Origin of the sequence: Halorhodospira abdelmalekii (genome assembly GCF_016583625.1) — a bacterium.
Lineage (GTDB): Bacteria > Pseudomonadota > Gammaproteobacteria > Nitrococcales > Halorhodospiraceae > Halorhodospira > Halorhodospira abdelmalekii.
On sequence record NZ_NRRN01000035.1, the window covers coordinates 12212 to 33418 of the forward strand.

A 21207-nucleotide genomic window follows, 5' to 3' on the forward strand; every position below is an offset into this window, starting at 1 on the left:
GTGTCGATCTCGTCGGTCATGGTGATGCGAGCCTTTTTCGGTTGTCCTATCCACTAGGGACGGCACAGTATACAGCTGCGATGGGGGTGAAGTGAGGGGGCCGATATTGACCTTTAGCCCAAGGGCGTTAGCGGGGATGTTAGCGGGTGTGTTGGCGGGCATGGTGGCGATGCTGCCGGCGGTTGCGGTCGCGGAGACGGCCCGGCAAGCTGCTCAGACCACTCGGACCACCCAGAGCGTGCAGACGGTACAGATCGACATCGTCGGCGTCGATGAGGCGCTTGAAGAGCAGGTGCGCAGCTATCTCGGTGAGCCGGCCACGGCCGATCCGGCCGCCCGCGCCGCTTTTCGCCGACGGGCCCCGGCCCGGGTGCAGGAGAGCCTGGAGGCGGTCGGTTACTACAACGCTGAGATCGAAGTGCGCGCCCACCACGAGGAGACGCGCTGGCGCCTAGTCATCCTCATCGACCCGGGGGAGCCGGTGCGCATCCGCACCGTTAACCTGCACATCCACGGCGAGGCGGCGCACGATCCGGCCTTTGCCGGGATCGAAGAGCGCATGCCGATCCGCACCGGCGAGATTTTCCACCACGGTCGCTACGCCACCGCGCGGCGCATGGTGCAGAATTTGGCGCTGGAACGCGGCTACTTCGACGGACGCTTCACCGTCCGCCGGGTCGATGTCGATCTGGCCGAGAACGCTGCCGATATCCACCTCTATTACGCGAGCGGTCCGCGCTATCGCTTCGGCGCGGTCGAGTTCGCCGACTCGCCCTTAGCCGACGCCTTTCTGCAGCGCATGGTGCCGTTCTCTCCCGGGGAGGCGTACACCGCCGCGCAGATCGGGCAGCTGAATCGGTCGCTGCGCGATAGCGGCTACTTCCGTGAGGTCGGCGTGCGGCCGGTGCCGGAGGCTGGCGAGCCCGGCGAGGTTCCCGTCGAGGTGCAGGTGCAGCCGTTAGCACGCCACGAGATCACCACCGGAGTCGGCTACACCACCGACTGGGGCGCGCGCGTCCGGCTCGGCTGGGAGCGGCCGTGGGTGAACCCGTGGGGGCACTCGCTCGGTGTCGAGAGCGAGATCGCCGAACGACGGCAGAGTGTCAGTGGCCGCTACACCATCCCGCTGCAAGATCCGCTGCGCACAGCGCTCGAGTTCCAGCTCGGGGCGCAGGCGCAGAATGTGGCCGATATCGACTCGGAGCAGGTGACCGCCTCGGTGCGCCATCGCCACCGGCTCGATAACGGCTGGCAACAGGTGCTCTCGGTGCGCAGCGACTGGGAGCGCTTTCGCCTCGATGGCGAGCGCGAGACGACGCTGTTGGTGCTCCCTGGGGCGAGCTGGAGCCGGACGCGCAGCCGCGGCGGACTCGATCCCCGCCACGGCGATCGGCAGATGCTCTCCTTGGAGGCGGCCGAGACGTGGCTGCTCTCCGATATCCAGCTCTACCGGGCGCGGGCTGGGACGCGCTGGGTGCGCACTTGGCCCGATCGCCACCGCTGGGTGTGGCGGGCCGATGTCGGGGCGCTGACCACCGATGCCTTCGCTCAGGTGCCGCCGTCGCTGCGTTTCTACGCCGGCGGTGATCAGAGCGTGCGGGGCTATAAGCTGCACAGCATCGGTCCGGAGCGCGACGGCACCATCATCGGCGGGCGCTACATGGCGGTGACCAGTCTTGAGTACGGCTATCAGCTGACTTCACAGTGGCGACCGGCGCTCTTTGTCGATGCCGGCAACGCCGTGCGCAGCTGGAGTGATCTTAGCGACGAGTATAAGGTCGGTGCCGGCGCCGGCATCCGCTGGTCGTCACCGATCGGACCGGTCCGCTTTGACGTCGCTGTGCCGATCGATGACGATGACCACGACTCGTGGCGAATCCACTTCTCGATGGGGTCGGAGCTGTAGCGGGTTGCCGTAGCGGAGTGCCTGGACGGCGAGCTGCAACGTAGAGCTGCAACGAGGAAGTGCAACGAGGGGCAGTAGCGGAGAGTAGTAATGGCAAGGCGTTGGCGTCGCGGATTGGCTTGGGGAAGCGGTGGGCTGCTGGGGCTGGTTGCCTTGCTGCTCCTCGCCGTGTGGTGGCTGCTCTACACCACGGCCGGTGCGCAGCTGATCGCCTACGTCGCGCAGACGCAGGAGCCGCGACTGCAGTTGCAGGTGCGCGACGGCAGCCTCATTCGCGGTGTCGAGGCGCACCGGGTAGCGTGGCGTGACGAGGCGCTGCAGGTCGAGATCGAGCAGCTGCAGTGGCGCTGGCATCCGTGGGAGCTGCTAGAGCGGCGCGGGCGCATCGAATCGCTTGAGGCGCGCGGCGTCGCCGTGACCCTTCCCGAAGGCGAGGCCGAGGCCGAGACGGCAGCCGAGCTCGAAGAGGCGCTGCAAACGCCGCGGCAAGAGCCGATCGCGCTGCCACAGATCGATCTGCCGCTGACAGTCGAGCTTGAGCAGCTGCGCATCGAGCGCGTCCGCCTGCAGCTCGGCGGAGCGCCGGTGCAGTGGATTCAGCGCCTTGAAGGGCAGCTCGCCGGCGCCGGCAGCAGTTGGCAGATTAAGCGGCTAATGGTTGAGCGCGAGGATGCCCGTCTTGACCTCCACGGCGATCTGCGTACCGTCGAGAGCTACCCGCTGAACCTCTTCGTCCGCGCCAGTGCCGCGATCCCTGGGTTGCCTGAGCGGGTTCGTTTGGCCTCGCGGCTCGGCGGGAGTGTCGCCGCTTTACAGAGCAGCTTGAGCCTCGCCGGCCCGGTGGAAGGCGATTTCGAACTGGCGTTGCGACCGCTCGATCCGCGGTTGCCCTTTCGCCTCGACGCCTTCGATGTCAGCGGCGGCTGGCCGCTGGCTACGCAAGACCTGGTCCAGGCCGAGGCGCTGACCCTGAGCGTGCACGGCGATCTGGAGCGGATCAGCGGGGCGCTCAGCGCCGAAGTCGGCGGCGAAGAGATCCCGCACGGGGTGTGGGAGGCCGATTTCAACGTCGACCCGCAGCGCGGTGCGGAGATCGAACGCCTTGAGGGCCGCCTGCTCGATGGCGTCGTGCGGGCGCGCGGTGAGGTCGCCTGGGCGCCGCAGTTGCAGTGGCAGGCGGCGATCGATCTGCACGATCTTTCGCCGGCGCAGCAGTGGCCGGCAGCCCCGGAGCGGGTCGCCGGGCCGCTGCAGGTCAGCGGCAAGGCCGATGCGCAGGGCTGGTCGCTCGATCTCGTACTCGAGCGTCTGCACGGTGAGCTCGAAGGGCGGCATGTTGAGCTCGCCGGACGGCTCGGTCACCGCGATACCGGGGCGTGGTTCGCCGACGGGGTGCGCGCGAAGATCGACGGTGGGGCGTTGGCCCTCGATGGCGAGTGGGCCGATGCCGAGTTGACGCTCGATCTGGCGCTGCACGCCGAAGATCTTAGCGTTCTTCACCCCGACTTGGGCGGAGCCGTGGAGGCGCAGGCGCGGGTGCGCGGAGAGCCGCTGCGCGCCTCGGTGCAGAGTGCCGGTTGGGGGCGCGATCTGCGCTACGGCGAGGCGTATCAACTCGCCGAGCTCGAGTGGCAGGCCGATGTGCCGGCGCTCGGCATGGAGCCCGGCGAGGTGACGCTGGTGGCGCGGCAGGCAACGCTGGGCGGGCAGGCCGTAGGTGGGCAGGCCGGGCAAGCTGGGCAAGCTGGGGAGGGCGAGCAGGCCGGGGAGGCCGATCAGCCCGAGCAGCTAGAGCAGACAATCGAGACGCTTGAGGTGAGCGCCTTCGGCACCCGCGCCTCGCATCAGTTGACGGCACGGGCCTCGGCCCCGCAGGGCAACGCCCGCTTAGCGATCGCCGGCGGCTGGCTGGAGGGGCGCGGTTGGCACGGCATGATCGCCGATGCTGGCGGCGAAGCGCTTGGCCATGCGCTCGATCTCGATCGCCCCTTTATGCTCCGGCAGGAGGGCGAGGTGGTGCAGGTCAGCCCGCACTGTTGGCGCTACCGCGACGGTCGGCTCTGCGTCGCCGAGCCGGTCGTAGCCAGTCCCGAGGCGGTGACAACACGCTTGGCGCTGCACGACTTCGAACTGGCGTGGCTGGAGCCGTGGCTGCCAGAGCTGGTGCGCTGGCAGGGGGGGCTCTCCGGCGAGGGGTGGCTCGACTGGCAGCAGGAGCGCGGCCTGCTCGCCGAGCTCGATCTGGAGAGCCGCGATGGCCGCATCGAGCTCGCCGTTGCCGAGGCCATCGACGATCTGCCGCCGGTGGTGCGCGATCTCGACTACGAGAGGCTGACCCTTAGTGGCCGCCTTGACCCCGAGACGGCGGGACTGCAGCTCGATTTCTTAACCCGCGAGGCGGGGCAGATCGCCTTGCAACTCGCCGCCGACCCCAATCCCGATCTTAAGGCCGACGGTTGGCTCGCCGGAGAGCTGCAGGTCAGCGATCTACAGCTCGGCTTCTTTCACCCCTTTATCCCTGAGCTGCGTGAACTCGAGGGGCGCTTCGATGCCGCAATCGAACTCGCCGGGACGCGCCACAACCCCGAGCTCGACGGCACCCTGACCTTGGCCGATGGCCGGGTCGCGGTGCCGGAGTCGCCGACGACGATCGACGAACTCGCTCTGAGCATCGCCCTGCAGACGACCCAGGCGCAGCTCAGCGGCGGTTTTGTCATCGACGGTCGGCCGGTGCGTTTGAGCGGCGAGGCCGACTGGGCGCAGCTCGATGCCTGGCAGCTCGATGTGGCGCTCGCCGGGCGTCGCCTGCCGATCGAATACCCGCCGTTGGCCCAGCTGGTGATCAGCCCCGATCTGACGCTGCGCATGCAGCCGGAACAGGTACGGGTGCGCGGCAGCGTCGAGGTGCCGCGGGGGGCGATCACCGTCGCCGAATTGCCGCAGCAGGCCGTTGCCCGCTCCGGCGATGTCGTCATCGTGCGCCGGCGCGACGAAGAGCGGCGCCCGGAGTCTGTCGAGGAGTCCGCCGTCGACTCCGCCGATGAGCGAGAGGCCACCGCAGCCGCTGCCGAGCGCGCCGATGAGGCGTTGGCGATTGATGCGGCGATCGATATCCGTCTCGGTGACGCCGTGCAGCTCGCTGCCTTCGGCGTGCGCGGCACCCTCGCCGGCACACTGCAAGTGCGCCAGCTGCCCGGGGCCGAGCCGGCGGCCTTCGGCGAGCTGCGCATCGTTGACGGTGAGTATCGCGGCTACGGCCAGCGCTTGGCCATTCGCCGTGGCATGGTGATGTTCGTTGGCCCGCTCGATCGCCCGCAGCTCAATATCGAAGCAGTGCGGCGAATCGAGCGCGATCGGGTCACCGCCGGATTGCGCATTCAGGGCGATGCCCCTCAGCCGGTCATCACTCTGTTTAGCGAGCCGGCGATGGGCGAAGAAGATGCCCTCTCTTACCTGATTCGCGGCCGTCCGCTCGGTGCCGAAGGCGCCGGTACCGATGCAATGCTGGCGCAGGCAGCGCTGAGTCTCGGGGTGATGGGGGGCGGCCGCGTGCTGGGCGGTGTGGCCGAGCAGCTCGGTGTCGAGGACTTTGAGATCGATACCGCCGGGGAGGGCGATGAGGCGCAGGTCGTCGTCTCCGGCTACGTCGGTTCACCGCGATTGCGCGTCTCCTACGGTGTAGGCGTCTTTCAGCCGGTCAACACACTGCGCCTACGTTACTACTTGACGTGGAAGACCTATTTAGAGGCGGTCAGTAGCGAAGAGAGCTCACTCGATCTGATGCGCCGATTCGAGATCGATTGAGCCATTCAGCCAGGCATCTTACGCATCGATACACATTGATGCGTAAGATGCCTGGCTGCCCGAGTTTTCGCCAACCACATTCGGAGCGGAGGCCATGTTCTGGAACGACGATGAACCGGCAGCGGCCTTGGACAGCGAAGCGCCAGTTGTCGATCTCTATTTCCGGCTCCACGGTGATGCCTTGCCGCCCGACTACCCGGTGCCTCTTGCCGAGGCCCTAGCCCCCCTCTTGCTTGAACGGCTAGGTTCAGCCCCGCCTAGCGCGGCCATCGGTGCGCGTATCACCCACCTGCCTGAGGCGGGGCACGGCTGGTGGCGCGACCCAGAGGCGCCCCTGTTGCTATCGCGCCGCTCGCAGCTGGTACTGCGCACACCTCGCGCTAGCGGCGCAGCGCTATGCAGCCTAGTTGGCTGTGAACTGGTGCTCGGCGACTGCACGCTGCTGCTGGGGGCGGTGCGTGAGCAGCCGTTGGTCGCCACCGAGCCGCTCTACGCCGCCCGGGTGCTCGACCCGATTGCTACTGACGCAGAGAGAGACGCAGAGAGAAAAGTCGACGAAGAGATAGAGGAAGAAGGCGCAGCAGCGGCAAGCGAGGCGGCCTTTTTGCGCACGGTGCATGCGGCGCTGCAGGCCCTCGATATCCAGCCGCGGCGCCTACTCAGTGGTCGGCGTCAATGGCTTGCCACTCCTAGCGGGGTGGTCGCAACCCGCAGTCTGCTGGTCGACGGCATAGGGGCGCCGGCGAGCGTGGCCCTGCAGGCGCACGGCTTGGGCGGGGGGCGCCTGTGGGGGTGTGGCTTCTTCGTCCCGCACAAGAGCGTGGTGGCCGTCCACAGCTGAACCGCTGCCCTCCGCTACGTGGCGGGCTTGTGGGCCAATGAATGATCAAGGCCGCCACCGCTATCCCCTTAGAGATAACCCACCGCTCCGCAGTGCCCTCCCATCGGGTGGATTGCCATGTATATCGGCACCTGGGCATCCTTCCCGCTAGCGGATCGGCGTTGTGGTCCCGATCCAGAGCGGCGGTGAGGCGGTGCGATCCGATCAGGAGGCGAGCGCGATGGACTCAACCTACTACCAAACCGTGCGCGATCTCGAGGCGCGCGGCGTCGATGATGAGTATATTACCGGCTGGGCGTGCGGCTACTTGCGCAACCCGAAACGTGAGGAGCAGCGTTTGAGCGAGCGCTACGAGGCCGGTTACGCCGACGGCTGTACGGGCTCGGTGGCGAGCGCAGAGGTCTGACCCGGACCTTTGACCAAAAAGCGAGCGCAAGGCCCTTGGCTGTAGCGATGGGGTGAGCGAGCCGAGATGCTTTCGTGATTCTCGCTGCGACACGATCGATTGCACGATCAATTCATTGGGACGATCCACAGGAGATTCAGCGATGCCCGACTTCGACCAGGAACTCGATGCAACCGGGCTCAACTGCCCGATGCCTATCCTCAAGGCCAAGAAGACCCTCGCCACCATGAACACTGGCGAAGTCCTCCACGTCATCGCGACCGACTCCGGCTCGCTGCAAGACTTCGAGTCTTTTAGCAAGCAGACCGGCCACGAGCTGCTGGAGAAGCGCGAAGAGGAGGGCGCCTACCACTTCTATCTGCGCTGTGCCTGAGGCTCCACTGTCAGAGCCGTATGGGGCAGCGTCTAGCTAGCCGGGTAGCGCTCTACCGAGCCGCATAACATTGTGGCCGCGAGCGGGCGGCCGCAAACTCGCCAGAGCAGGCTGTCTCCCCGCCCTGTTGCGCTGGGGTGGTGGTTGCGCACGCCTGTACGCAGCGCGCGGTGCGTCCGCATCAGGCGTCCGCGTCAGGAGGAGGAGTCCAATCATGCCCTCAACCCCAGCGGCAGGAGCGGCGACAGATCCAGAGGCTGCACCAGCGGCCAACCTTGAGCCGCGCGACCAGCAAGAGGTGCGCTACACCACCTGCTATATGTGTGCCTGCCGCTGCGGGATTCGCGTCACCCTAGAGAACGGCAAGGTCCGCTTTATTCAGGGCAACCCCGATCACCCAGTCAACCGCGGCGTCCTCTGTGCCAAGGGCAACGCCGGCATTATGAAGCAGTACTCACGCGCCAAGCTGCGTGCCCCGCTGCGCCGTAAACCGGGCACCGAGCGCGGTGCCGGCGAGTTCGAAGAGATCTCGTGGGAGGAGGCGCTGAGCGAGCTGACTGAGCGGCTGCGCGCCATCCGCGGCAGCGATCCGCGCAAGCTCGCTTACTTCACCGGGCGCGATCAGATGCAGGCCCTCACCGGGCTGTGGGCGAGTCAGTTTGGCACCATCAACTGGGCTGCCCACGGCGGCTTCTGCTCGGTCAATATGGCGACCGCCGGGCTCTACACCCTCGGTCACGCCTTCTGGGAGTTCGGCGATCCCGATTGGGAGCGCACTCGCTACTTCATGCTCTGGGGCACCGCCGAGGACCACGCCTCGAACCCCTTTAAGCGCGGGATTGAGGAGATCAAACGCCGCGGCGCCCGCTTTGTCGCCGTCAATCCGGTGCGCACCGGCTATCAAGCGGTCGCCGACGAGTGGTTGCCGATTCGCCCCGGCACCGACGGGGCGCTAGCGATGGCGCTGATCCACTGTCTGCTGCGCGATGGTCAATTCGACTGGAGCTTCCTGGTTCGCTACACGAACGCCCCCTATCTGGTCGTCCAGACGCCGGGGGAGGCCGGCGATGGGCTGCTGCTGCGCGATGAGCAGGGGCGGCCGCAGGTCTACGATCTCGACCGTGAGGCGATCGTCGACGGCACCCAAGTTGAGATCGCCCCGGCGCTCTTCGGCAGCTACACCGCCGCCGATGGCCGGCCGGTCAAGACGGCGCTGACTCTGGCCGCCGAGCGCTTCCTCGATGAGGCGTACAGCCCGGAGCGCGCCGCGACGATCTGCGGCATCCCGGCGGCGACGATCGAGCGGATCGCCGCTGAGTTGGCCCACGTCGCCTTCAACGAGACGATCGAGATCGAGTGCGAGTGGGTCGATTGGGCGGGGCGGAAGCACGATCGTTTCATCGGCCGCCCCATCTCAATGCACGCCATGCGCGGGGTCGCCGCCCACTCGAACGGCTTCCAGGCGGCGCGCGCCATCCATCTGCTGCAGATGCTGCTTGGTGCGGTCGACTGCCCCGGCGCCCATCGGGCCAAGGCGCCCTATCCGCGGCAGATCCCACCACCGCTGCGCCCGGCGCGGGAGACGGCGCCGAATACCCCGCTGAGTGCCACACCGCTCGGCTTTCCGACCGGGCCGGAGGATCTGGTCATCGATGGCGACGGTCAGCCGCTGCGCATCGACAAGGCCTTTTCGTGGCAAGCACCACTCTCGACCCACGGCAAGATGCACACCGTCATCACCAATGCCGTTGAGGGCGATCCCTATCCGCTCGATACCCTGATCCTCTTCATGGCCAACATGGCGTGGAACTCGACCATGAACACCGACTCGGTGCTCGAGATGCTGCGCGCTAAGGACGAGCAGGGCGAGTACAAACTGCCGTATCTGGTCGTGGTCGACGCCTTCCACTCCGAGAGTGTCCACTACGCCGATTTGGTGCTGCCCGATACCACCTATCTGGAGCGCCACGACTGCATCTCGCTGCTCGATCGGCCGATCTCCGAGCCGGATGGGCCAGCTGATGCCATCCGCCAACCGCTGCTCGAGCCCGATGGCGATGTCCGTCCCTGGCAGGAGGTGATGATCGAGCTAGCGGTCCGTCTTGGCTTGCCGGAGTTTGTTAATGCCGACGGCTCGGCGAAGTACCGCGACTATCAAGACTTCATCGTGCACTACGAGAAGGCGCCCGGGATCGGCTTCTTGGCCGGTTGGCGCGGGCGTGATGGCACGCAACCGCTGCGCGGCGAGCCGAACCCGGAGCAGTGGCAGCGCTACATCGAAAACGGTGCCTTCTTTAAGCACGAGTTGCCGCTCTCGCAGCAGTTCTACAAGTTCGCCAACAAGGACTACCTTGAGTGGTCGCACGCGGTCGGTTTCAACCCGAGTGCTGAGCCGATCGTCATGGCCCTCTACAGCGAGCCGCTGCAGCGCTTTCGACTCGCCGCGCAGGGGCTCTCCGACGGCCCGCAGCCGCCCGATGAGACCGACCGTGAGCGGATACGGACCTATTGCGACCCGCTGCCCTTCTTCTACACGCCACTTGAGGAGGCGCGCACCGATACCGATGCCTACACCTTCCACGCCATCACCCAGCGGCCGATGACCCACTACCACGCCTGGGACAGCCAAAACGCCTGGCTGCGGCAGATCTTGGCGCAGAACTACCTCTACATGAACCGCTCCCGCGGCGAAGCACTCGGCTTTGCCGACGGCGACTGGGTCTGGGTCGAGTCACACGCCGGAAAGGTGCGCGCCGAGCTGCGCCTGATGGAAGGGACGCAGCCCGACACTGTCTGGACCTGGAACGGGATGGGCAAGATGAGCGGGGCGTGGGGCCTTGAGCCCGCTGCCGCGGAGGCGCAACGCGGCTTTCTGCTCAACCACGTCATCGACGACCGCCTGCCGCGGCGCGACGGTGAGAAGCCGCTGAGCAACTCCGATCCGATCACCGGCCAGGCGGCGTGGTACGACGTCCGGGTGCGGGTGCGCAAGGCGAGTGCCGACGAGGCCGGTTCGACGGCACCGAACTGGCCAGCGCTGAAACCGCCGCCGGGGATCGACAACGGTCCGCTGGCGGTGCTGCGCTACGCCACGCACCAGGCGGTTGGGCTGAGCCGCTCGGTGCGCGATGTTTTGACCCGCGGGAGGTGGGCGCCATGAAGCTAGGCTTGGTTATTGATCTCGATACCTGTGTCGGCTGCCACGCCTGCGCCGTGGCGTGTAAGCAGTGGAACAGCTCTGGTATCAGCGGGCCGTTGACCGACTACCACCCTTACGGCGATCAGCCGGGCGGGGTGTGGCTCAATCGGGTGCGCCACTACGAAGAGGGGGTCTATCCGAACAGCAAGACGGTCAACTTGCCGCTCTCCTGTATGCACTGCGAGCAGCCGCCGTGCGTCGACGTCTGCCCGACCGGTGCCTCCTATAAACGCGAGAGCGACGGTGTGGTCCTGGTCGACGGTGAGCGCTGCATCGGCTGTAACTACTGCGCCTGGGCGTGCCCCTACGGCACCCGCGAGCTCGATACCGCCAGCGGCACGATGAAAAAGTGCACGCTCTGTATTGATCGCATCTACGACACCCGGCTGCCGGAGGCCGAGCGCACGCCGGCGTGCGTCTTATCGTGTCCGACCCGCGCCCGCCACTTCGGTGATCTCGACGACCCCGACTCGACGGTCGCCGAACTGGTGCGCGAGCGCCGCGGCTACCCGCTGCTGCCGGAGCTCGGCTGCGTCCCGGTCAACCGCTACTTGCCGCTGCGCCCCTCGGCCGCAAGCCGCCCGTCGCTGGAGCATGAGCCCGGTCGAGACGAGCTCAGTCCGGCGCAGCGTTCTAGCGGTCCGGCTACAGGGCAAGAGGGCGCAGCAGCGGAGCGGGGCGGTGCACCGGCGAGGTCGCCGCATCGTCAGCAGCCGGCGCAGCCGCCGAGTCAGTGGCCTAACCGGCGGATCTATCGCTAGTCGGCGAGTCACGCGGGCGAGTCGCGCTGAGAACAACGTGCCGCTGTGCCTGATTCGCTTAGTCGACTTTGCTCCTCGATTCGACTGTTCGGATGCGGCAGTTGTTCGCCACAGATGTTCGCCGTCGGTCAACCATCGCTCAATCATCGCGATTGCGATCACAGGCTTGAAGGATTGATACCATGCACGCACCGCTGTCGGTCATCCTCTTTACCGTCCTCTCCGGGGCCGGTTTCGGCTTTGTCGCCCTCTTTGTTCTGGCCGATCTCTTCGCCATCGGCGGCCCGGTCGAGCGCGGTGAGCTGCTTGTCGCTGCGCTCCTCGGTCTGCTGATCATCACCGCTGGCCTGCTGCTATCGACCGGACACCTTACCAAGCCGCGGGATGGCTGGCGGGCACTGGCGCGGGTGCGCAGCTCGTGGCTCTCCCGCGAGGCGGTCTGTGCTGGGCTCTTCTTCCCGGTCGCTGCCCTCTATCTGCTGCCGTACTTGATGGGTGGCGTCGAGCACACCGCATGGACCGCCTTTTGGGCGCTACTGACCGCACTGCTGGCGGTGGCGACGGTGGTGACGACCGGGATGATCTACGGCTGTGTGCGCGCAGTGCACGATTGGCAGCAGAGCTTAACGCCGGTGAACTTCGTCTTAATCGGGCTTGGCAGTGGGGCTGTGTTGTTGACTGTGGTGCGTGCCGGGGCGGGTGCCGATCCAGCCCCGATCGCCGCCCTCGGGGCGACCCTGCTGGCGGTGGCTGCAGCGAGCAAGGCGGCGTGGTTCAGTTGGCGCCATCGCCCGGCCGGGTCGACGCCGGCGACAGCGACCGGGCTGACTCAAGGGGTCGTGCGCCTGCACGACTCCGGGCACTCGGGGCCGACCTTCCTCGATCACGAGCTGCAGAGCGATCAGATCGCCAAGCGCCATCCGGCGGTTGCTTACTACCGGTGGCTGGTCGTCGGCGCTGGTCTGGCCCTGCCAGCGCTGCTGCTCGCGGCAGTGGCCGCCGGCGCCGGCACCCTCTGGGCCGTATTGGCGTTGGCACTGGTCGGGGGAGGGGCGGTGCTAGAGCGCTGGCTCTTTTTTGCCGAGGCGCGTCACACCATTCGACTCTACTACTGAGGGTGAGGGCGACGGCGGCGCGGCGGCGCTTTCGTCGCCGTCGAACCACGCCAGCCGCTCTTGCAGCACCACCGTCGGTCCGACGATGATCAGTGCCGGGCTCTCCAGCTCGGTACTCGCTACCTCCCCCGGCAGTTCGCGCAAGGTGCTGACCACCACTCGCTGCTCCGCTGTGGTGGCGCGGGAGACAACGGCCGCTGGGTGGTTGGCCGGCAGGCCGAGGCCGCGCAGCTGATCACAGACCGTGCCGAGATTCTTCAGCCCCATGTAGATGACCAGCGTCTCGGTGGCGTGGAAGGGCGCCCAGGCGTCGAGCTGAACGCGCCCATCGTGGCGATGGCCGGTCAAAAAGCGACAACTCTGCGCGTAGTCACGGTGGGTTAGCGGGATTCCGGCGAAGCTCGCCGCCCCCTGAGCGGCGCTCACTCCGGGGACGATCTGGAAGGGGATGCCGCGCTCGATCAGCCCCTCAATCTCTTCGCCGCCGCGCCCGAAGATCAGCGGATCACCCCCTTTCAGCCGCAACACCCGCTTACCGGCCTGCGCGAGTTCAATGAGCTTGGCGTTGATCTGCTCCTGGGGCAGCGTGTGCTTGCCGCAGCGTTTGCCGACAGCAATGCGCTCAGCATCTTTGCGGACTAAGTGGAGCAGTTCGGTGGCGCCAAGGTGGTCGTAGAGGACGACATCGGCGAGCTGCATCAGCCGCAGCGCGCGGAAGGTCAGAAGATCAGGGTTGCCGGGGCCAGCGCCGACTAAAAATACCTCGCCGCGCGGGTTCGGTGCCGAGCGTGCCTGCTCCAGCAGACGAACGATCTCGGCCTCGCCCTCCTGTTCGCGCCCGGCAAGCACCGCCTCGGCGGCCGGACCGGAGAAGACCTGCTCCCAGAATCGCAGCCGGTGCTTAGGGTCGGGGAGGGCACTGCGCACCTGTTGGCGCAGCCGTCCGGCGAGGCTCGCAAGTCGGCTGTAAGCGGTCGGCAACAAGGTCTCGATTTGAGCGCGCACCTGCCGCGCCAAAACCGGGGCGGCCCCGCCGCTGGTGATGGCGACCTGCAGCGGTGAGCGGTCGATCAGTGCCGGGCTGATGTAGCTGCAGAGTGCCGGCTGATCGACGACGTTGACCGGGATGCCTCGTCGACAGCACGCCTCGTGCACCGCCTGGTTGATGGCGGCATCGTCGCTGGTCGAGAGGACTAGGGCTGCGCCCTGTTCGTGACCGGGGCGATAGCGCTCTGCCCGGTGGTGTGCCCAGCCTGGATAGCGCTCTAGTAGATCTTGGCAAGCGGCGTTGAGCTGCGGAGCGACTAGAGTGACAAAGGCGCCGGCGCGCAGCAGGTCCTCGGCCTTTTGTGCCGCGCTGCGATCACCGCCGATCACCAGGCAGCGACGACCGTGAAGCTTGAGAAAGATCGGGTAGTGTTGCATGTGGGGGCCTGTGATTCGCTCGCGGGGCATAGCGCATTATCGGATCAACGCTGCAGCGGTACGATACCACTTTGGGAATAGGAGACCTTGAGGCAGACCTTGAGGCTGGCTTCATCGTCGAGAGGGACAGGGGAGAACCGGAGCACCCACCCACCCACTCACTCACTCACTCACTGCGCCGTTCCACGGCTCGGCCGCTTCGCCGTTCCACAGCGCAGGGGCCTTGAGCCACTTCTGGATGAACGACCAGGCGGCGTGGTGACCGTTATGGGGCAGGGCGCAGGCGCTGCAATCCTTACGGCGAACCCCGCGCCGGTCGACGATGACGCGATACGGTCCTGGACAGCGGTAGGCGTAGAGTGGGCAGTAGCAAAAGAGACAATTGAAGGGGCGGGTTACGCCGCTGTGACAGGGGAAGAAGGGGCAGCTCTCGTGGGTGAAGCCCTTGTACGCCTCTTCAGGCGGTAACTCGTGTGACGTCACTACAGGAGACCTCGAGGGAATCTAATTATAGTTCATGCTATCAAGGGCTTGCGGGCTTGCGGGCTTGCGGGCTTGCGGGCTTGCGGGCTTGGAAAAAGGGGTCTGTCCCCTTCTTCGCTCGCTCTGCGCACCCTCGCTGCGAGAGGAAAAAAACGCCCGGAGGACCGCAACCCCCCGGGCGTCCGAGTAGCCACGCCAGAACCGCCTAAAACAGCCGGCGAGCACACCGCCATAAGGTGGAGGCTCACGGCCCGGCGTGTGCTGCTATGCGCGACTTAGCCAGTCAGCCAGCCGATCAGCCGATCGTTACCGACCACGCCGCGAAGAGTCGTTGCGGATTTCGCGGCGGCTGGAGATCTCACGCGGCAGCAGACGCTGATCGCCAAGCGACTTCACCAGGTCCTCGGTGCGTCGCGGTGCCAGGCGCTGGGTGCTCTTGGCCATGTGCTCGTAGAGCTTGCGGTAGGCCTTGGTGACCTCACCCATGATCTGGGCGGTCTGCTCGAAGTGGCTGTCGACCTCACGACGCACCGCTTCGGCCTCGTCCCGCTTCTGCTTGGCAATGCGGTCGGCATCACGGACATCTTGTGCATTCGGACCCATGGAGCGACCGAACAACGCGCCAGCGGCGCCGCCAACGGCCAGGCCGACGGCGATGTACAGCAAAGGATCGTGGAGCATAGCTTAACCTCCGTTTGGTTGACCCAGACATTCTAGTAGGAACGACCCCGTTGTACCAACCGTTGCCGTGCAATGGGGCCAGGTGCGCGCTTTGACCGCAATATTGGCAGTGCTCGGTACCGGTGTGAGCAGTCGCTGCCGGCTGCGGTTGCCATCTGTGCCGCCGATCATCGGTTTTGCTGTTGCTCCCGCTATTGGTTCTGCCACTAATACTGTCTCGAATGCTGCCCCCGTGCATGGTATTTGACGCCGCCCTCGCAGCGCACTAAAGTTTCCGCCCATGTCACAGGTGACTGCTGGCGACACGCCACATCGCGCAACGCCGCGATGGGCGCCGGCAGTCGAACGGGAAGACCGGTACAGCCGCAGAGCGCGGTGAGTCCGGCGCTGCCCCCGCAACGGTAGGTGGGATGGCTAGCGGATCCGTGAGTGCCACTGTGGGTTGTGGTCATCGCTGCGTCGGTTCTCGGTTGAGTCTTGATCGGGTTCCGGTGGTGCGACGGCTCTGCTCATGGGAAGGTCGATCCGCTCGGAGTCTGTATCTGGCTGCAGCAGTGATGGCTGTGCCGGCGCAGGCGCCCCACGAGCCCGGAGACCGACCTGTGACGACCAAGGTGCCGCGGGGTGTGGCGAGCCGGGTTGAGTCGGATCGTTGCGGTTGTCGATCGATGTCGATGTCGATGGCCGGGCGGCGGAGCGGTGTGTACAGCGACCCGCAGAAGGGTGTCGGCAAATGGCCGAGGCCTGTAGCTGTCGCCCGTGAGCGATAAGCTGCCAGGCTCCCTTGCTGGAGTGGTGCTGATGGGTCGACCGTGGTGTGCGCGGTGCGGCTAAGCTGCACATCGCCTCGTGACCGCTTCCAGGTTGACCGTCTCCCTCCCGTTGCTGCTCTTCCCTATCCTCCCCGCGGTGTAGAGAGAGCCCGTATCGCCGGTGCATCTGCCCGGTCTGTACGTGCGTGAGCGAGAGGAGCGCGAAGTACGATGTCCAACCATCCACACCATCTAGCGAGCCGCCTGGCGAGTTCCCCCGATTCCGGTTCCGATCCCCGATCCGCTGGTGCTGGCACTGCCGCTGGCACTGCCGCTGCCGCTGGCGTGCCGCTGCACGCTGCCCACCGCGGAGTCCGCGTCTTTGCCTTGGCTGCAGTGGTGGCCTTAGTGCTCCCCGGCCTCAGTGGCTGTCTCTCCTCATCGAGCAGCGACGATCCGGCCCCTGAGTTCGATCCGGAACTTCCGGGGGAGACCGGTGATCCCGGTTCGGGGGAGACCGGCGTTCCGGTGCTTCCGGGTGAGACAGGCGGTCTGCCTCTCGATCTCCGTAACCCGTGGTCGCTCGATGTCGATGAGGCGCAGTCACAGATCTTGGTCGCCGGTACCGGTGATCTTATGGATCCGGACGATGCCAGCGGCGGGGTGCAGGCGATCCGCTGGACGGGCAGCGGCGCGGAGATCGAGTTTCACAGTGAACTGCTGATCGACGATAGCGTCGGCACGGCGCACGGCAAAAGCCAGCACGCCCTCTTTGTCGGGCCGGAGCGCGCCTATCTCCTCGGCTACCACGACTGGCAGGACAACTCGCTCTACGCCTTCGACACCACCACCGGTGAGTTCGAACGGGATGCTGACGACGGCGCGCTGACCGCGATTGCCGGGCTCGATCGAAAGAACATCGCAACGATCGCCCGCTCCCCCGAGGGGGACGTCTGGGTCGCGCTTGCCGATCCTGCCAACCCACGCATCAAGGTGATCGATCCGGACGATGACGATCGCATCGTGGCGACCATCGACGACTTCGAACTGAGCCCGAACGCCATCGCCTTCAGCGCCAATAAGGCGATTGTCGCTGTCGTAGCGCCCGATTTTTCGAGTGCTGCCCACAGCGTGATCGACCGTCAAACGTATCAGTTAGAGGATAAGGGGCTCGACCCCGACGGCTCCGATCTGACAGTGCGTGCGACCCCGGGTAGCGAGCACTTCTTCCGCCTCGCCCGCTCCCAGATGGAGTACGTCGCTCGCTACCGCGAGCAGCAACCGGAGAGTCGAGAGTGGCGAAAGGGGCTGCCCGACGGGCGTGATACCGAGAGCGGTGACCCGAATCCACAAGACCTGATCTTTGTCGATGCCGAGCGGGCCTACCTGCTGCTGCTCAACGAAGACAGACAGTGGCGGGTCGATCCAAGTGCAGTCAGTGCAGGAAACTTCCTGCTCGATAACGCGGCGCTCGATCTCAGCGGCTATCGCATCAGCGATCAACCGGCACGCGCCCACGCCGGTCTCTACATTGAGGCGCTCGATCTCGTCTTCGTCTCGATGCAGCGCTGGTCGCAAGATGGAATGACGATGAACTACGGCGATGCCTATATCGCCGCCTTTGACGTCTCGAAGCCCGGTGCCGAGCAGGAGGTTATGCTCAGGCGTGCCAACGCCAACGCCAACGCCAACACCAACGCCGGTGCCGGTTCCAGCGCTGCTGCTGCGGCGGTCGAGGGTGGCGGTGTCGGCGTCGTCGAGTAGACAGTGGTCGCGCTTGTGATCCGCGCGGCGTCCGCACGGCGCCGCGCACGTCTACGCCTTCACCTTCTGCTCAGCGGCCTTCTGCTCAGCGGCCCTCTGCTGTTCGATGCCGCCGCGGCCGCCGCGGCCGCCGACGCCACCGACGCGCACGCCACCGAGCAGCAGCTTGCCCCGATTGTCGTCGAGTCGAGCGTGCTCGCCCCCGCACACCGTCTCGGTGATGTCGTCGGCAGCGAGCACACCGGGGCCAGTGCCCACTACCAGGGGCGTGCGCTCGGCGGCGGTGCCCGTTCGGTCGGCGAGGTGCTCGCGCAAGGGGTCGGCACGGAGGTGCGCACCATCGGCGCCCCGGGTAGTTTCAGCAGCGTAAGCCTGCGAGGCGCCGATGCCGAGCAGGTGGCGGTCTACCTCGACGGTCTCCTGCTCAACGAGGCCAGCGGCGGCGGAGTGAACCTCGCCGAGCTCGAGCTGGCGCAAGTGGCAGCGATCGATCTCTATCGCGGGATCACCCCGATTCAGCTCGGTCACGGCCTGCCCGGTGGGGCCGTCAACATCCGCCTGCCACGCCCCGGCGAGGGCGAGGCGTGGCGCCTTGGTCTCGAACACGGCGCCTTTGGCCACTGGGCCGGTTCGGCGCTCGGACAGTACGCGAGCGCGCCGTGGCGAGTGCTGGGAGCGGCAAGTTGGCGGCAGGCCGATAACGACTTTCCGCTGCGCAACGAGGACGGCGGCGGGCGGCGCCACAACGCCGACTTTACCCAGGGCTCGGGGCTGCTCCACCTGGAGCGAGCGCTGGCCAGAGAGCGGAGCATCGACGGTTTTTTGCGCTACTTCACGAAGGAACAGGGGCTGCCGCGCTGGGATAACGCCGCGAGCGCGGCGACGCGCTTAGAGAGCGAGATCGTGCAGGGGCGGGTGCGCTGGCAGGATGCCGATCTCAGCGCTACGCTCGCTATGGATAGCGCAGCGCTGTGGGGGCTGAGTCTTGAGGCGTACGCTGGGCATAAGGACGAGACCTACGACGATCGCGGCGCCGATGTCGGACTCGGTGCGCAGCATCAACGCTACCGCACCGGCAGTGCTGGTCTCGGTAGCTACTTGGAGCGGGTCGATGAACGCGGCACCTTGGCGCTACGCAGCGAGGTGCGCGCCGAGCGCTATCTCGGTGAGGATTTGCAGGGCCGTGCTGAGGACTCCGATGCTGAGCGCTACGTGCTCGATCTCGGCCTCGGCAGTAACACCTACTGGTTCGCCGATGAGTCGCTTCTAGTCGCCGTAGCACTGCGTCATCGAGCGCTGCGCGATGCGGGCGACGTGCGCGATACGGGGGTGGGATCGCAATTTAAGCGGCGCGAAGTCAGCGACCAGTGGACGAACCCGGCGCTCGGCGTGCAGTGGCGCCTCAGTGAGCAGGTACGGGTGCGCGCCAATATCGGCCGCTACGTGCGCGCCCCCAACCTCGATGAGCTCTTTGGCGATCGCGGCTTCGTTCGTGGCAATCCCGATTTGGCCGCCGAGGTCGGGCTGAATCGCGATCTCGGCCTCGAGTGGGTCGAGTCGCGGGAGCGCGACTGGTTATCGGAGTGGCGTGCCGATATCAGTTATTTTGATAATCAGGTCAGTGACATGATCGTGCGGACCTTCGATTCGCGCGGGGTCGGGCGAGCGGAGAACGTGGCCGAGGCGCGCTTGAGTGGGCTCGAGACCGAAGTCAGCCTACTGCTCATCCCGTCACTGCGGCTCGATCTGCACGCCACCTTGCAGGAGACCGAGCACCGCTCTGCTATGGTCGCCTTCGATGGCAATCAGCTGCCGCGGCGAGCGCGGCGCCACTACGGCGGGCAGTTGATCTATCAGCAAGCGCGGTGGGATGTCGGGTACGCTGTGACCATCGAAGAGGATTTCTACTTCGATACCGCCAACCGGTTGCCGGCCGAGGACCGCACCCGCCACGATCTGTCGCTGACGAGCCGCTGGGGTGATAACGGCGGCGCGGGGAGGCGCGGCGGTGAGTGGAGTGTCGAGACGAGCGTGCGCAACCTGACCGATGAGCGTTACGAAGATTTTCGTGGTCATCCACGTCCGGGGCGCTCTTGGCACTTGGGCGTCAGTTATGGAGCGGCGCAGCAGTGAACGTGGCGATCTGCAGCGATGCTGAACCGAACCGGTAGAGGCGATCAGCCGTGGGGGGTGACGCCGACCTGTCAGCGGGGCAGCGATGCCGCGCCGGCGGGTGGTGTCGATGCGCCTAGTGGCGGTGACCGGACGGCGATACGGCTCACGCTCGACGATCTGATCATCGATATCCCCGAGCGGGCTGCCGGTCAGCCGTTGCGCTTGAGCATCGAGCCGGGGGAGATCTGGGGGGTGCTGGGGCCGAACGGCGCCGGTAAGACGACCCTGCTGCACACCCTCGCCGGACTGCGGCGGCCGCGTGCCGGGCAGGTGCGGCTGGCCGAGGTCGAGCTGTCGCGCTGGCGTCGGCGGCTGCTGGCGCAGCGCCTCGGAGTGGTCTTTCAAGAGCGCCACGACGATTTTCCGGCCACGGTGCTGGAGAGCGCCTTGATCGGCCGCCACCCCTATCTCTCACCCTGGCACCTAGAGCGCGGTGAGGACGTGGCGATTGCCCGCCGTGCCTTAGCGCGGATGGAACTCGGCGAGTTAGAGCAGCGCTTAGTCAGTACCCTCTCCGGCGGTGAGCGACAGCGTCTTATGGTGGCGACGACGCTGACCCAAGGGCCGCGCATCTGGTTGGTCGATGAGCCGACCAACCACCTCGATCTGCGCCACCAGGTCGCGGTCATGGAACTGCTCACCGAACAGGCCGCCGCCGGTTGCGGGGTGCTCGCCTGCCTGCACGATATCAACCTGGCAGCGCGCTGGTGCCACCGGGTGCTGCTGCTCTATCCCGACGGCGAAGCGTGCTGGGGGCCGGCCGCGACGATGCTCGAGCCGAGCGCCCTGGAGCGGCTCTATGGACAGCCGCTGGCCATCGGCTCTGTCGACGGGCGTGCCGTCTTCGTGCCGCGGGCGTCGGGCGTGGGGGCTGAGGCGGATGGAGGCGGGCAATCATTGCTATAATGGGGGTCGTCGAACGGTAGCTGCAGGTTTTATGAGGTTACTTATGGCGCTGGCAGAGGCTGATCGCGAGCATATTGATGCCTACATCCAGTCCTACCTGGAGCGGTGGCTGGCGGAGCAGGAGCGGCGTCTGATTCCAGCGCCGGCGGTCTATGATCGCGAGCTGCACGAGCGTGTAGTACGGGTGGAGGAGGCATTGAAGCATCAGGGTGAGCTGATGCAGCGGGCCTTTGCCCAAATCGACAAGCGCTTCGAGCAGGTCGACAAGCGCTTCGAGCAGGTCGACAAGCGCTTCGAGCAGGTCGATAAGCGCTTCGAAGAAATGATCAGACGGCAAGATAAACAACACCATTTGGTGCTCGGTTTTATTGTCGGATCGTTGGGTTTAATGATTACTGTCATGCTGACTGCAATGCGCTTTATGGGTTAGCGGTCTGCGTAGTCCTCGAAGTCGGCTCTCCGTGATACTAGCCCTGCCTGCCGAAGCCGTCCAACCGAGCAGCGAACGCCGAGGTCGATAGGCTTCCGCGGTGAATGGCTCAGCCAGCCCGACCTCGCTTTGCTGCCAGCCCCGTCCCGGCGGGCGGTCCGCGGGCGGTCCGCGGGCGGGCGAGAG

At 66.3% G+C, this 21207-nt stretch carries 14 protein-coding genes, 1 pseudogene and 1 riboswitch; of the genes and pseudogenes, 12 read left to right on the top strand and 3 right to left on the bottom strand.

Features of this window, described 5'->3' with window-relative positions; all coding sequences use genetic code 11:
• The first annotated feature begins 136 nt into the window (after window positions 1-136).
• The 8 genes and pseudogenes from CKO15_RS09340 to CKO15_RS09375 all read left to right on the top strand — a co-directional run bounded on the left by CKO15_RS09340 (window position 137) and on the right by CKO15_RS09375 (window position 12405).
• On the top strand, window positions 137-1906 hold the full coding sequence (locus tag CKO15_RS09340; protein ID WP_242464691.1) for an autotransporter assembly complex protein TamA: 1770 nt from the start codon (window positions 137-139) through the stop codon (window positions 1904-1906).
• Window positions 1907-1996: 90 nt separating this feature from the next.
• Window positions 1997-5710, top strand: a complete 3714-nt coding sequence (locus CKO15_RS09345) for a translocation/assembly module TamB domain-containing protein (RefSeq protein ID WP_200195402.1) — start codon at window positions 1997-1999, stop codon at window positions 5708-5710.
• A gap of 94 nt (window positions 5711-5804) precedes the next feature.
• Entirely contained in the window at window positions 5805-6551 is a 747-nt protein-coding gene (locus CKO15_RS09350) for a type I-MYXAN CRISPR-associated protein Cas6/Cmx6 (RefSeq protein WP_200195404.1), read from the top strand.
• A 220-nt stretch (window positions 6552-6771) separates the two neighbouring features.
• Complete coding sequence (locus CKO15_RS09355) at window positions 6772-6957, top strand: Alvin_2107 family globule sulfur oxidation protein (protein ID WP_200195436.1); 186 nt, start codon at window positions 6772-6774, stop codon at window positions 6955-6957.
• Window positions 6958-7099: 142 nt separating this feature from the next.
• Window positions 7100-7330 carry a sulfurtransferase TusA family protein gene (locus CKO15_RS09360; RefSeq protein ID WP_200195406.1) on the top strand — a complete coding sequence of 77 codons (231 nt, stop codon included), beginning with the start codon at window positions 7100-7102 and terminating at the stop codon, window positions 7328-7330.
• 214 nt (window positions 7331-7544) lie between these two features.
• A complete protein-coding gene (locus tag CKO15_RS09365; RefSeq protein WP_200195408.1) occupies window positions 7545-10490 on the top strand; it encodes a molybdopterin oxidoreductase family protein in 2946 nt (981 codons plus the stop codon).
• Window positions 10487-11092: pseudogene (locus CKO15_RS09370) on the top strand (4Fe-4S dicluster domain-containing protein); the annotation flags it as partial. The gene CKO15_RS09365 and the pseudogene CKO15_RS09370, both read left to right, overlap by 4 nt.
• 380 nt (window positions 11093-11472) lie before the next feature.
• Window positions 11473-12405, top strand: coding sequence for a dimethyl sulfoxide reductase anchor subunit family protein (locus CKO15_RS09375; RefSeq protein ID WP_200195412.1), 933 nt, complete (start codon window positions 11473-11475; stop codon window positions 12403-12405).
• Here the strand turns inward: CKO15_RS09375 and cysG are convergent.
• From cysG to CKO15_RS09390, 3 genes are all read right to left on the bottom strand, one after another.
• Entirely contained in the window at window positions 12349-13830 is a 1482-nt protein-coding gene (gene cysG / locus CKO15_RS09380; protein WP_200195414.1) for a siroheme synthase CysG, read from the bottom strand. The genes CKO15_RS09375 and cysG overlap by 57 nt on opposite strands.
• A gap of 162 nt (window positions 13831-13992) precedes the next feature.
• Window positions 13993-14313: a cysteine-rich small domain-containing protein gene (locus CKO15_RS09385; protein WP_200195416.1), complete on the bottom strand. Its 321-nt coding sequence runs from the start codon at window positions 14311-14313 to the stop codon at window positions 13993-13995.
• Window positions 14314-14619: 306 nt separating this feature from the next.
• The gene (locus CKO15_RS09390) at window positions 14620-14994 is read right to left on the bottom strand and encodes a ZapG family protein (RefSeq protein WP_200195418.1); all 375 of its coding nucleotides are present in this window, start codon (window positions 14992-14994) and stop codon (window positions 14620-14622) included.
• A gap of 283 nt (window positions 14995-15277) precedes the next feature.
• A riboswitch (cobalamin riboswitch) is annotated at window positions 15278-15600 on the top strand.
• Window positions 15601-15977: 377 nt separating this feature from the next.
• On the opposite strand from CKO15_RS09390, the gene CKO15_RS09395 reads away from it, so the two are divergent.
• The 4 genes from CKO15_RS09395 to CKO15_RS09410 are packed head-to-tail and all read left to right on the top strand — an operon-like array spanning window position 15978 to window position 21021.
• Window positions 15978-17510, top strand: a complete 1533-nt coding sequence (locus CKO15_RS09395; protein ID WP_200195420.1) for a hypothetical protein — start codon at window positions 15978-15980, stop codon at window positions 17508-17510.
• 15 nt (window positions 17511-17525) lie between these two features.
• On the top strand, window positions 17526-19643 hold the full coding sequence (locus CKO15_RS09400) for a TonB-dependent receptor domain-containing protein (RefSeq protein WP_200195422.1): 2118 nt from the start codon (window positions 17526-17528) through the stop codon (window positions 19641-19643).
• A gap of 18 nt (window positions 19644-19661) precedes the next feature.
• Complete coding sequence (locus CKO15_RS09405) at window positions 19662-20591, top strand: ABC transporter ATP-binding protein (protein WP_200195424.1); 930 nt, start codon at window positions 19662-19664, stop codon at window positions 20589-20591.
• Window positions 20592-20634: 43 nt separating this feature from the next.
• The gene (locus tag CKO15_RS09410) at window positions 20635-21021 is read left to right on the top strand and encodes a hypothetical protein (RefSeq protein WP_200195426.1); all 387 of its coding nucleotides are present in this window, start codon (window positions 20635-20637) and stop codon (window positions 21019-21021) included.
• Window positions 21022-21207: the final 186 nt, after the last annotated feature.

Bases quoted from the DNA above. Each gene is read 5' to 3' on its own strand.
- CKO15_RS09375 (WP_200195412.1), top strand. From the start codon at position 11,473: ATGCACGCACCGCTGTCGGTCATCCTCTTTACCGTCCTCTCCGGGGCC.
- cysG (WP_200195414.1), bottom strand. From the start codon at position 13,830: ATGCAACACTACCCGATCTTTCTCAAGCTTCACGGTCGTCGCTGCCTG.
- CKO15_RS09405 (WP_200195424.1), top strand. From the start codon at position 19,662: ATGCTGAACCGAACCGGTAGAGGCGATCAGCCGTGGGGGGTGACGCCG.
- CKO15_RS09340 (WP_242464691.1), top strand. From the start codon at position 137: ATGTTAGCGGGTGTGTTGGCGGGCATGGTGGCGATGCTGCCGGCGGTT.
- CKO15_RS09345 (WP_200195402.1), top strand. From the start codon at position 1,997: ATGGCAAGGCGTTGGCGTCGCGGATTGGCTTGGGGAAGCGGTGGGCTG.
- CKO15_RS09360 (WP_200195406.1), top strand. From the start codon at position 7,100: ATGCCCGACTTCGACCAGGAACTCGATGCAACCGGGCTCAACTGCCCG.
- CKO15_RS09350 (WP_200195404.1), top strand. From the start codon at position 5,805: ATGTTCTGGAACGACGATGAACCGGCAGCGGCCTTGGACAGCGAAGCG.
- CKO15_RS09395 (WP_200195420.1), top strand. From the start codon at position 15,978: ATGTCCAACCATCCACACCATCTAGCGAGCCGCCTGGCGAGTTCCCCC.
- CKO15_RS09355 (WP_200195436.1), top strand. From the start codon at position 6,772: ATGGACTCAACCTACTACCAAACCGTGCGCGATCTCGAGGCGCGCGGC.
- CKO15_RS09410 (WP_200195426.1), top strand. From the start codon at position 20,635: ATGGCGCTGGCAGAGGCTGATCGCGAGCATATTGATGCCTACATCCAG.
- CKO15_RS09390 (WP_200195418.1), bottom strand. From the start codon at position 14,994: ATGCTCCACGATCCTTTGCTGTACATCGCCGTCGGCCTGGCCGTTGGC.
- CKO15_RS09365 (WP_200195408.1), top strand. From the start codon at position 7,545: ATGCCCTCAACCCCAGCGGCAGGAGCGGCGACAGATCCAGAGGCTGCA.